This is a genomic window from Rhodococcus sp. G6(2025) (assembly GCF_058628105.1).
Window position 1 is genome coordinate 4,963,228 of sequence record NZ_CP179750.1, and the last position, 12,358, is coordinate 4,975,585.

Annotated in this window: 9 protein-coding genes; 6 read left to right on the forward strand and 3 right to left on the reverse strand. The window is 66.0% G+C overall.

Features of this window, described 5'->3' with window-relative positions:
* Positions 1-49: 49 nt before the first annotated feature.
* The gene (locus tag ACLIVD_RS22750; RefSeq protein ID WP_283335097.1) at positions 50-946 is read right to left on the reverse strand and encodes a LysR family transcriptional regulator; all 897 of its coding nucleotides are present in this window, start codon (positions 944-946) and stop codon (positions 50-52) included.
* 205 nt (positions 947-1,151) lie between these two features.
* Here ACLIVD_RS22750 and ACLIVD_RS22755 point away from each other — a divergent pair, with 205 nt between their 5' ends.
* From ACLIVD_RS22755 to ACLIVD_RS22765, 3 genes are all read left to right on the forward strand, one after another.
* A complete protein-coding gene (locus tag ACLIVD_RS22755; protein WP_283335098.1) occupies positions 1,152-2,030 on the forward strand; it encodes a carbon-nitrogen hydrolase family protein in 879 nt (292 codons plus the stop codon).
* On the forward strand, positions 2,027-3,403 hold the full coding sequence (locus ACLIVD_RS22760; RefSeq protein WP_491930717.1) for an APC family permease: 1,377 nt from the start codon (positions 2,027-2,029) through the stop codon (positions 3,401-3,403). Before ACLIVD_RS22755 ends, ACLIVD_RS22760 begins: the two co-directional genes overlap by 4 nt.
* Positions 3,404-4,712: 1,309 nt before the next feature.
* On the forward strand, positions 4,713-4,865 hold the full coding sequence (locus tag ACLIVD_RS22765) for a DUF3263 domain-containing protein (protein WP_317571319.1): 153 nt from the start codon (positions 4,713-4,715) through the stop codon (positions 4,863-4,865).
* A 1,165-nt stretch (positions 4,866-6,030) separates the two neighbouring features.
* Here ACLIVD_RS22765 and ACLIVD_RS22770 read toward each other — a convergent pair.
* Both ACLIVD_RS22770 and ACLIVD_RS22775 read right to left on the reverse strand, forming a co-directional pair.
* Complete coding sequence (locus ACLIVD_RS22770) at positions 6,031-7,788, reverse strand: FAD-dependent oxidoreductase (protein ID WP_283335101.1); 1,758 nt, start codon at positions 7,786-7,788, stop codon at positions 6,031-6,033.
* Positions 7,785-9,137, reverse strand: coding sequence for an MFS transporter (locus tag ACLIVD_RS22775; RefSeq protein ID WP_164065658.1), 1,353 nt, complete (start codon positions 9,135-9,137; stop codon positions 7,785-7,787). The genes ACLIVD_RS22770 and ACLIVD_RS22775 overlap by 4 nt, the downstream gene beginning before the upstream one ends.
* Positions 9,138-9,300: 163 nt before the next feature.
* Between ACLIVD_RS22775 and ACLIVD_RS22780 the strand changes: the two genes are divergently transcribed.
* From ACLIVD_RS22780 to ACLIVD_RS22790, 3 genes are all read left to right on the forward strand, one after another.
* On the forward strand, positions 9,301-10,164 hold the full coding sequence (locus tag ACLIVD_RS22780) for a sugar phosphate isomerase/epimerase family protein (protein WP_283335102.1): 864 nt from the start codon (positions 9,301-9,303) through the stop codon (positions 10,162-10,164).
* Complete coding sequence (locus ACLIVD_RS22785; protein ID WP_283335103.1) at positions 10,161-10,943, forward strand: SDR family oxidoreductase; 783 nt, start codon at positions 10,161-10,163, stop codon at positions 10,941-10,943. Before ACLIVD_RS22780 ends, ACLIVD_RS22785 begins: the two co-directional genes overlap by 4 nt.
* A 193-nt stretch (positions 10,944-11,136) precedes the next feature.
* Entirely contained in the window at positions 11,137-12,324 is a 1,188-nt protein-coding gene (locus tag ACLIVD_RS22790; protein ID WP_283335104.1) for a LacI family DNA-binding transcriptional regulator, read from the forward strand.
* The last annotated feature ends 34 nt before the right edge of the window (positions 12,325-12,358 follow it).

Consider the following 12,358-nt stretch of genomic DNA (forward strand, 5'->3'; position numbering starts at 1 on the left):
CCAATGCCTGTCCGGTCTGATCAGGCTGCCCGCCAGGTATACGTCCAGCTCATCTGCGGGCGGTGACCTGAGGCCCGTACTGCTCGACGCAGAAGCGTGACAGCCCCGTGGCGAAGGTCTCGATGCTGCGCAGCGCATAGTGGCTGGGGTCCCACGCGGCGTGCAGATGGATCTGCAGCGGCTCGCCCGCGCCGTCGAGGATGAGCAGCGGGTGCAGGTCGAAGCGGGGATCGTCGGAGACCACCGCAATTCCGTGGCCTGACGCCGCCATGGCCTGGGCGACGTGCGGAGTGTCGCATTCGAGCACGATGTCGTACGAGGCGTCTGCGTCCTGCACGGCATGGTCCAGGACGCGTCGGGTGCCGTGCGCCGGGGTGAGGACGATGAGGGGCGCCGCGGCGAGTTCCCCGATCGTGACGCCGTCCCGGTTCGCCCAGGCGTGGTCGGCCCGCACATAGGCCCACAGCGGTAGCCGCGCCACGGGCAGCCCGGCGAAACGGCGCCTCGGAGGCGCCGTGGAAATGGCTACGTCGGCGCCCCTCCCCAGGGCCTGGTACGCACGGGCCGGGCTCTCCGCCTGCACCGTGACGAGCGGATCCTCCGGTCCCCAGGTGGACAGGAACGGTGCGATCACGTCCGTGATGGTGGTGGGCGGCGCCGCCACGGTGATCCGCATGGCGCGACCGGAAGCAAGTGCTCCGACTGCGGCCTCGGCGGCGTCCGCTCGGGCGACCAGATCTCGGGCCAACGGAAGGAAGCGCCGGCCGGCGGCGGTCAGGATCAGCTGTTTGCCGCCGCGGTCGAAGAGCGTCATGCCCAACGACGCCTCCAGGCCGCGCAGTTGGCGCGACAGCGAGGGCTGGGCGACGCGGACCTCCTCGGCGGCCTTGGTGACGGAACCGGTCTCCACGATGGTCAGGAAGTAGCGCAGCACCCGTAGTTCCATTGGTAGTGGCCTCTCGGAAGACGGAGGAGACATGACCTTGCATGCCTCAAAGGCATGCAAGTCAGCCCTAGAAAGTATTTGAAATTATATGTGACGGGGCCCACGCTTGTCTCACCTCGGCCGCCCGGCCCACCGCCCCCGGCGCCTGAACCACCATCAACTGCTCCCTCCAGAGCCCTACCTTCGATTGGCTGGTGTTCCCCGCATGGCCCGCCCCCTGCCCCTGATCCTCGCCCAGGCGCCTGGCCGCCCGGCCGACGACCTCGCCGGCTTCATCTCCGACGTGGAGCGGCGCGTGAAGCTGCGCGCACCAGGCGCCCTCGTCGTCTACCCCGAGCTACACCTCGGCGAGAGCGCCCCAGGCGTTCCGGCCGCGCCGGAGAAGGCCGCCGAGCCGCTCGACGGCAAACGGGACGCTGCCCTCGCCGAACTCGCGGGCGACCTGGGCATCTGGCTGGTACCCGGCAGCGTCTACGAACGCGGCGCCGACGGTCGCGTCCACAACACGGCAGCCGTCTACTCGCCGCAGGGCGAGCGCCTCGCCGCGTACCGCAAGATCTGCCCGTGGCGCCCCTACGAGACGACCGCACCCGGCAACCGGTTCGAGGTCGTCGACCTCGCCGGGGTCGGCCGTATCGGACTGTCCATCTGCTACGACACCTGGTTCCCGGAGGTCTCCCGCCATCTGGCCTGGATGGGCGCAGAGTTGATCGTCAACGTGGTCCGCACCCCGACGAACGACCGCGCGCAGGAAGTCGTCCTCAGCCGCGCCAACGCCATCACCAACCAGGTCTTCGTCGCCAGCGTCAACTCCGCCGCCCCGTCCGGGATCGGCCGCAGCCTCGTCGTCGATCCACAGGGCACGGTGCGCGCCGAAACCGTCGATGCCGGCGACTCCACCCTCACCGACGTGATCGACCTCGACGAGGTCAGCAACGTCCGGCGCTACGGCACCGCTGGCCTCAACCGCGTCTGGGACCAGTTCCGCCCCGGTGACGCGCCCCTCGAACTCCCGCTGTACGGGGGCCGTATCGACCCCGCCACCTGGACCGCCGCCCGCACCACCGAGGAGCCCCCACGATGAACAGCGAGACAGAGACAACTGGGAACACCATGAGACTGAAAGGCGACCTGAGCCTCTTCTCCGTCATCCTGTTCGGCCTGGCCTACATCTCCCCCGGCATCGTCGTCACGATCTTCGGCGTGGTCGCCGCCACCAGCGGCGGCGTGGCCCCGACGGCGTTCGCCGTCGCCACCCTCGCGATGGTGCTCACCGGGCTGAGTTACGCGAAGATGGCGCGCGCGGTGCCCGGTTCCGGGTCGGTCTACACCTACGCCCGCAAGATGCTCGACAGCCGCATCGGTTTCCTGTCCGGCTGGGCGATGCTGCTCGACTACTTCTTCATTCCGATGGTCGGCTGGCTGATCACGGCGATCTACTTCAACGCCCAGTTCCCTGGCATACCCAAGTGGGTCTGGCTGATCGTCTCGGTGGGCATCACCACCGCCATCAACGTCTTCGGCATGAAACTCGCGGACCGCGTCAACAAGGTCCTGATGTTCATCGCTCTGGGGTCGCTGGTCCTCTTCGCCACCCTGTGTGTCGTCTTCCTCGGCAAACACGGCTCCTCCGCGCCCGCCACGGACGCCCTGTGGAACTCCGGCACTTCGATCGGCGCGGTCACTGCGGCCGCCGCCATCGCCGCGTACTCCTTCCTCGGCTTCGACGCCCTCTCCACGCTGGGCGAGGAGGCCAGGGGCGGGGCGAGGACGATCGGCAGAGGCATCGTCGGGTGCGTCATCGCCGCCGGCGCGATCTTCTTCGTGCTGTCCTTCATGATGCAACTCGTCCACCCGGGTGCGATTTTCGCCGACGTCGACGCTGCCGCCTACCATCTGAAGGTCCAGGTCGGTGGCGAGACGTACGCCGAGATCATCAACTTCGTCACCATCGCCGGATCCATTGCCTCCTGCATCGCCCTGCAGGCGTCCGCCGCCCGCCTCATGTACGTCATGGGACGCGACGGCGTACTGCCCAAGGCCGTCTTCGGCAGGCTGTCGGCGAAGACCGGCACCCCGGTCAACAACCTGCTGTTGACCGCGGCCGCCGGTGTCATCGCCATGAAACTCGACCTGACCACAGCCACCTCGTTCATCAACTTCGGCGCTTTCCTCGGCTTCGCCGTGGTCAACGTCTGCGTGATCGCCCACCTGGTCCGAGAGCACAGACACGGTCGCACCCTCAACCTCTTCTCGTACCTGGTGATGCCGGTCGTCGGCGGCGCCGTCTCCGTCTATCTGCTCACGAGGCTCGGTGACGTCGCTCTCCAAATCGGCGGCGTATGGTTGGCGATCGGCGTTGTCTATCTGGCCGTTCTGACCAAGGGCTTCCGCCGACCCGCACCGGAAATGACCTTCGACGACGACACCGTGGCCACCGACAGAGCCACCGCGTAGCTCCCCTCCCTCGCCCGGCGGCGTCGTGCGGTATCGCGACGCCGTCACCGGCCGGGTGAGGCGCGGCCGTACGCTGGGTCGTGGAGCAGGAACAGCGGTCCTGACGTGCCCGGTCGTGCCACGGGCCGCGCCAGCACGGTGCGAATCACGCGCAACGACACACTATTACCGAAATATCGTTAATCTCCGACCAGCAGGACCGTTCACAGTGCTATTCCTTCTGATCCATGCCGTCATCACAGTCATGTCGATCGTCCTGCGCCGCCGCGTGCCGAATGCAGGATCGCTTCTTGCGGTTGCGGCACAAACATACGCAACCGAACGATGGAGCACCGCGCATATCGTCGACCCTGATGTCACCGCACAGTTCCTAAGTACCAATCCGGGCCATCTCGCCGGCGAATCGGTCGCAGCCCAAAGATCCGACACGACAGAGTCGCCCATCGGTAGCTGCCGAGCAGGCGGAACCACTCTCGCTCGAACTAACAGCACTGGCCCGCACCACATTCGACACTCCGCGAGGCAGCTCACGATCCCAGACCCTCAGGATTGATATGCACAAACACTCGCGCACGAGGCGCCCCTGGCAGATAGTCTGCCATTCACTCTTCTCGGCACACTCAGCGACGCGAACGATTCCGAGTTGATCATCCTCAAAATCCGGTCGCGCTCCACACGAGAATGACCGCGAGGCGATGACGCAGAGATCGCGCGCAACAAACCGCACATCACCACGCCACCCACGGGTGCAATAACGGCTCCGGCAACAAGCCAGAAAGCGGCCATGATGGCGCCACGCGTTCATCTCGACGACGTCCTCGATCTCGCGATCTTCTGGGCACCGATCGGCGAACCTACACCCGGAACGATCCAGTCCGAATTCGGCATCGATGTCGCCGAGTACCGACGACTACTTTTGGCCGCGATACAACGGCACCAGCAGCGGCCGCTCGTCCCCTGCGATGCTGCGACCCTTGACCGGGTGTACTCCCCATCCGTTCTGGCGGCACTCGCCGTACAGCATCATCACACACCGTCCTTACCAACACATTCGGTCGATCCGAACCCCGAAACCTGCGATTAACCCCCCGCCACCTGGTCGACTAGACACAGGTCTTCACTTCGAAACAGAGAATGCCATGTCAGCAACCGAAACCGGGGGACGCCAGGGGGAAACACCGGATCTACAAATTGCGCGAACAACACCAGTTGAGATGGAGATCCGTCGTTACCGTCGATGGCGCGATAGACGACGTGAGGCAGAGCGCCGACGTACCAACTCCCTGAACGCAGTAGAGAAGTCGAGGACATACTCACCTTTGCGCGGAGATGGGCCCCCTACGGGGGTCAATCCGAGGAGGATATTTTCGTCAACTTTGGAATGTCAACCAAACGATTCGAAGCAAGAGTGAAGCAGATTCTAGACGAGATCGGTTGCGACAGTCTCGAAGAACACAATTGATGTGGGTCTATCGCGAGTCAACCTCCCCGATGACCAAGTTTCGCAGTTGGGAAGCGCACACGAGAATCAGCCACCGCGGATCCGTCCGGTTCTGATACTGATCGCCGCGACGAGCCCGGCGACACTGATGGCCGTCGGTGTCGTTCCGCTGAACGGGTGGGGAGTCGTTGCAGCCGCCGTCGCCGACGGATTAACTACCTCGCCAATCCAAGCCGCCACCCGGACAATCACCCCTGCGCTCGTACCTGCCTTCCAACACACCGCCCTCTATTCCTTCGACGCCATTTCCCAGGAGATCGTCTGATGCGGCGGGCCAGTGCTGATCTCCCTCGCCGCAGCGATCGCCGTCACTCCACCGCGGTTGCGCTGTTCGCCACGAGTGCGAAGTGGGCTTCCGAAGCCATCCGCAGGAGCCGACCCCGGACACGTGCTCTATGTAGGACCTCTAGACGCAGCACCGAAGATTCAGTTGCAGGAGATTCGCTTTCCGGCTTGGCCCAGATCATCCGACCCCAGTCGCTACCACGCCCAAATCGTCAGCGCGCGTATGTGAAAATGAGACAACCAAACCCTGAGTTGGCCGCAGCCATCGGAACCGCCCCGGGACAGTCAGGGTCTGTCGAGAATGCCACTGTCGTGGCGATTCCACATGTCGCACCTGCGACGGCTTGCCCGTTCTGATTTTCACGCAGGTTCCGACCTGTCGGACGGTCAGCGGTCCAGGTGGCCGGTCCGTTGGTGAGGGTATGCGTTCGCCAAATTGCGTATCTCGTCTTGGGCACAGTTCGATTCGGGGATCACCTGCCACAATCGCTCGATGAACCGGGACGTTGTCATGCCGAAGTGCACAAGCATTTCCTCCTCGGTAGCGCCCCCGTACGGTGCCCACATCCTGGCGAACTCGATGAGGTGCTCCGCCTCGGTATCAGGATGGCTGCGTGTGCGGTTGGCTTCGATCCAGGTGGCGCGACGCCTTTGGCGCCATTGGCGATACTCACGAGAGTTCATAAGAATTCACAGATCTGATCGGGACTACGGAAGCGGCGGGCGGGTGGGTCGTGCCGAAAGAGCACTGCGCCCTGATGTCGTCGAACATCGGCAGGACGGGCGGCGCCGGTGACGTTCTCGAATCGTCCGCCGGCGTCGTCCGACCGCTGACTGGGTGTCAACCAGCCGGTTGTGCGTCACGGACGTCGGTGTTGCCGGACTCCTCCTCCGAATCCGTGGCGGTGGTGGCGTGTCGTGCTGCGATGTATCCGAAGGTCATGGCGGGTCCGATGTTGATGCCGCCGGACGGGTAGTGCCCGCCCATGACGCTGGCCTGGTCGGATCCCACGGCATAGAGGCCTGCTATCGGGGTGTCGGAATCGTCGAGCACACGCGCGGAGGCGTCGGTGACGATACCGGCGAAGGTCCCGAAGCTTCCGGGTACGACCTTGACGGCGTAGAACGGTCCCTTCTCCAGTGGGGCGAGTGAGGGATTCGGGAACGGGTTGTCCGGGTCCCCGGAGCCGCGGTTGAACGGCGTTTCGCCGCGGTGGAATTCGGGGTCCTGTCCGCGTCGGGCATTGTCGTTGAACGATGCGACCGTGGTGTGGAGTTGGGCGGGGTCGATGCCGCATTGCTGTGCCAGCTCGGTGAGGGTGCGACCGGTCTTGAGGTAGCCCGAGCGCAGGTACGGCCAGACCGGGATGGGGCGCGGTTTGGACATTCCCAACGGATACAGGCGCTGGAACCGGTGATCGCAGACCAGCCACGAGCGCACTTGCTGCCCGTCGGGAACGGCGTCGATCATCGCGGTGGTGTAGTCGTGGTAGCCGTCGGCCTCGTTGACGAACCGCTTACCTGATGCCAATACGCCTATGACACCGGGCTTTCCGCGATCGAGGATGTGCGGGAAGACACCTGTCTTGCCGTTGCGGTACGGCACCAGCGACACCGGGCAGTAGGCGACCGGTGAGGCCAGGGTGGTGTCGAGCCGGCCGCCGGCGGATTCGGCGAGCGCGATCCCGTCGCCGGTGGTGGTGTCGGGCGCCAGGGTCCAGTGTTCACGCCCGGTCGGGGTGCGCGGAAAGTACTTTTTGCGCATGTCGACGTTGCTCGGGAAGCCACCGGTCGCGAGGATCACGCCCCGGGCGGCGTGGATGGTGACCGTGCCGTCGGGGCCGTCGAGCTGTGCCCCGGTCACCGCCCCGGAGTCGTCGGTGGTCAGCGTGCGTGCCGGCGATGAGATGCGGATGTCGACGCCGAGTTCGTCGGCCGAAGCCAGGAGCCGGCCGATCAGGGCGGTGCCGTTGACCAGTTGCATGCCCTTGCGTGCGGTGGCCAGGTCGATGAGGTGCCGGGTGATGCGGCCTGCGGCGTGTGCGAAGGCCTTCGGGGAGCGGGTGGCGTGCAGAAACGCCTGGAGGTCGGGTCCGGCCATGATTCCCATTCCGAGGAATGAGGTTTCGTAGAGTTGCCAGCGCAGCTTCGCCCGAACTGGGGCGGGGATCTTGTAGGCGTCGATGGGCTGGGGTGCAACCGATCGGTGTCCGGTTCCGGCGCCGGGGGTGCCGCCGTGGATGTCGGCGATGGTGGTTCCGGGTACGAACTGCAGCCTGGTCTTGTCGTGGAAGAACCCGACCATGCGCGGCGCTTGTGTCAGGAACGCATCGACCTTGGCGGCGTCGAAGTTCTTCCCGAGTCGGTGTTGCAGGTAGGTGCGCGGCAACTCGATGTCCTCGTCGACGCCGTCGGCGCGGGCGAGGGGGTTGCGCGGTGCCCACATCCATCCGCCCGACCAGGCGGTGGCCCCGCCGCAGACGTCGGCCTTTTCGGCGACGATGACTTTCGCGCCGTGGTAGGCGGCGGTGACGGCGGCAGCGAGGCCACCGGCTCCGGCGCCGATGACGAGCAGATCGCACGAGAGGGTGTCGGTCATCGCCGGCCCTGCCCGGTCCACTTGTACGACCACAGTCCGGTCACGAGCGCCACGAGGGACGCGGCGGCGAGCAGGATGGCCACCGGGGTCCAGTTTCCGCTGTCGCCGAGCAGGGCGGTGGCGGTCAGGGGCACGAAGCCGCCCACGGCTCCGGCGACGGCGTAGCCGAAGCCTGCGCCGCTGTAGCGGATGCGGGCGTCGAACATGTCGGTGAACCAGGTCTGCTGCACCGAGGCGGAGATGTTGTGTCCGAGGTTGATCAGGATGAAGAACCCGAGAATCATCATCGGCATCGATCCGCTCTCGAGGGCGGAGAAGAACGGGACACCGGCTGCGGCCGCGCACAGCGGGCCGATGATGTAGAACCAGCGGGCGCCGAACCGGTCTGCGAGCAGACCCCACAGCGAGGTGGTCGGCACGGCGAGGACGAGGGCGACCATCGATGCGGTGAGCACGCTGCTCGGCGGGGTGTCGGTGTAGTTCTTGACGTAGACCAGCGAGAACGTGAAGCCGATGTAGAACGTGCTCTGGTCGACCAGGCGCATCCCGATGATCGCGAGGATCTGCTTGGGGCTGGTCCTGAGGGCCTCGAGCAGCGGTGCGGCCTGCTTCTTCTTCGTCTCTTCGAGCTCGGCGAACACCTTCGACTCGGGGACGCCGCTGCGGATCCAGAGCCCGACGAGCGCGAAGAGGATGCTGACCAGGAACGGCAGACGCCAGCCCCAGGTGTCGAACTGGGCCTCGGTGGTGAGATTGGTGACGATCGAGAACGCCAGGGTGCCCAGGAGTAGGCCGAGGAACGATCCGATCTGTACCCCGCTGGCGAGGAAGTTGCGCTTGTTCTTCGGCGCGTTCTCCACCGCCATCAGGGCCGCTCCGCCCCATTCGCCGCCGACGGCGATGCCTTGCACCGCGCGCAGGCTGACCAGCAGGATCGGGGCCGCGATGCCGATGGCGGCGTAGCTGGGCAGCAGACCGATGGCGGTGCTGGCCAGACCCATGATCAAGATGGTGATCACCAGCATCTTCCGGCGGCCGACCCGGTCACCGAAGTGGCCGAAGATCGCCCCACCGATCGGGCGGAAGACGAACCCGACCGCGAACGAGCCCAGCGAGGCGAGCACACCCACGGTCGGGTCCTCGGAGGGGAAGAACATCGGTCCGAACACCAGGGCGGCGGCGGTCCCGTACAGGAAGAAGTCGTACCAGTCGACGATCGCACCGACCGTGCTGGCCATCGCCGCCCGCCGGGAGCCGGTCGGTGCCGGTGCGGGCGCCTCGCCGTCGACCGGTCCGGTGCGGCCGGAGGACGAATAAGGTTCCGAGGCTGGAACATTCGAAACAGTCATGGGTGGGGTTCTTTCTAAGGAGTGAAGCCCGAGCCGAAGGGGCGGTTGCGGCCGAGGGGGCGCAGTGCTTGAATGACTACGTAGTAAATTTGTGATTCACAGCATAAGTAGGGCGCAGCTGTCCGTCAACTCCCACCCTTGAAAACCGCGTAAAGGACTGTTCATGACACGACCCATCGGGCTGGCCCACCTGTCGGCTCTGCATCTACCCCCTCCCGAGTTGGTCGAAGCTGCGGCCGACTGCGGCTTCACCTCCATCGGTACGCGGGTGCATCCCGCCACCACGTCGGAGACCCGGTACCCCATGGCCGCGGGCTCCCCGATGTCGGCGCAGACCCTCGCCCGACTCGAGGACACCGGTGTGAGCGTGTTCGATGTCGAGGTGTTCACCCTCGACGGGATGCGCAATCGCGGTGAGTGGATGCCGGTGCTCGAGGCCGGCGCCGCCCTCGGTGCCCGGGTACTCAACGTGATCGGCGGTGACGACGACCGCCATCGCCTGACCGATTCCCTGGCTGCGCTGGTGCGCGATGCCCACGAGTTCGGTATCACCGCCTCGATCGAGCCGATCTCGTATCAGAAGGTCGATACCTTCCACGCCGCCGCCGCCGTGGCCGAACAGACCGGGTGCGGGATCATGCTCGACGTCCTGCACTTCGTCCGCGCCGGGGGCACCGTCGGCGACCTCGCGGCTGCTCCGCCGGGAGCGGTGCAGGTGATCCAGTTGTGCGACGGTCCCGCCGCGGTCCCACACCTGGAGGCGCCACCGCGGATGCCGCTCGGTCAGGACACCAACGGGTCCGACCGCCAGATCGAATCGCGCGCGAAACGTCAGGTGCCCGGGGACGGCGCGTTTCCCCTGATCGAGATCCTCGCGGCGCTGCCCGACGTCCCGGTCAGCGTGGAAGTTCCCGACGTCGCCTTCGTCGAATCACACGGCATCACAGAACATTTGCACAGACTCATGACCGCAACACAACAGCTGATCACCACCGCCGACACCGAACGAACGGAAGCGATTCGATGACCGCAGTCGACACCACCGACTCCCTGCACGTCACCACCGCCGACCCCTCGACGTTCTATCCCGGCCGATTCGCCGGACGCGTCATCCTCGTCACCGGCGCTGCCGGTGGCCTCGGATCAGCGGCAGTGGACCGACTCATCCACGAAGGCGCCTCGGTGGTGTGCACCGACGTCGTCGGGGACGGGGACGGGACGGGCCGCGACATCGCGGCTCTCGACGTGACCGACCGTGCAGCCTGGGACGAGACCCTCGCCCGTGTGTTGGCCACCCATGGACGCCTCGATGGCGCACTCTTCGCGCACGGCATCCAAGGACCGGAAACCACGATCACGGCCATGCCGTTCGAGGGCTGGTCGAAGACCATGAGTGTCAACCTGGACGGCTGCTTCCACGGCCTCGCCGCACTACTTCCCACGCTGACCGAGCAGGGTTACGGCCGGGTGGCCATCTTGTCCTCAATCTCGGCGCGGGAAGGTAATCCCTTCCAGGCCGCCTACTCCGCATCGAAAGCGGCCGTGGTGTCCCTGGTCAAAACCGCCGCCAAGGAGGTCGCCACACACAACGTCACCGTCAACGCGATCGCACCCTCGATGATGCACACCCGGATGCTCGACGACCTCAGTCCCGAACGCAACGCCGCACTCCTGGCCCGGGTTCCCATGGGCCGGGTCGGCAGCACAGCAGAATTCGCTGCCCTGGCGACCTGGCTGCTCTCGACCGAGGCCAGCTACGTCACCGGACAGACACTGGACCTCAGCGGTGGCCGGAACACCGCCTGACAGTGGGTAGCCGCATCCGGGTCGGCCCCCGGCGCCGCGCTCGGCCGGGCCGAACCGGAGGTACGGCCGTTGCCGGCGCATACTTCGACGGCGATCCGCGCGCGTGCCGCGGCCGGGAATCCCGGACCGCGGCGCACCCGCCGCCAATCTCCCCCACTCCCGCAACACCAATCCCGGACCGAGGAGGGAGGGGTTGTCCGATGAAACCCGCGAGGAAGGCACACCCACCAGCAATCGAGGTGTGTGCGAGGACGACCCGTCGAAGTCGTTCGAGGCCGACCACACGGCGCCACGCCCAGGCCTCGGAGCCCGCGGCGACGTCATCCGAACCCGGCCCACCGTTGGGTATGATCCGCACGTGGTAACCAGTGTCGATCTCGCCGCCTACCTGGGACTGAGCCAGTCGACAGTCTCCCGTGTCATGCGAGGAGACCCCGCCGTCGCCGAGCGGACGACCAAACGGGTACTTGCCGCAGCCCGGGAACTCGGTTACGTCCCCAACTCGGCGGCTCGCAGCCTGGTCACCCGACGGGCGCGGGCGATCGGTGTCGTGGTCGCCGACCTGACCTCGCCGTTCTACCCCACCGTCGTCGACGCCATTCAGCACCGGCTCAGCGAACGTGGTTATCGCATGGCCCTCATACGCGACCCGGACGTCCCCGAGGGCGTCGACAGCGTGGACGTCCTCGACCCGGCGACCGTGGACGGGATGATCTTCGTATCCGCTCGCCGCAAATCCCGCACCGTGCGCCGAGTTCTCGAACGAAACACCCCAGTGGTGCTCCTGAGCCGCGACGATCCCACCCTCTCTCTCGAAGTGGTCCTCTCCGACGACGAAGGTGCCGGCGAGCTGGTGATCGAGCACCTGACCGCCCTCGGTCACCGCGACATCGCGATCCTGTCGGTACCGCGCGACCGCACCAATGGTGCCGCCCGCGAAGACGGCGCCCGGCACGCACTCCAACGCCGCGGCATCGCCCTACCCGACCACTACATCCGCCGGGCAACCATGACTCACGAGCACGGCGTGGACATGGCGACATCACTGCTGTCGATGGATCATCCACCGTCAGCGATCTACTGCGTCACAGACGAATTGGCGTTCGCATCATTGGACGCGGCCGCGCGTCTCGGCGTGTCCGTACCCGCCGAACTGTCCGTGATCGGCTTCGATGACTCACCACAAGCGCGATGGGCAATGATCAACCTCACCACCATCCACCAGCCCATCGAGGACATGGCCGCCGAAGCGGTCCAGCTCCTCCTCGCACGACTCGACGACAACACACCGGAACAACCCGGCAAGCGAGTCTTCCCGGTCAGCCTTCAGATCCGGGGTACCACCGGCCCAGCCCCGCTACGCTCCGCGTCCACCGGCTAGGTAGCCAGAAGCGGTGTAGCCGGATTTTGTGCCC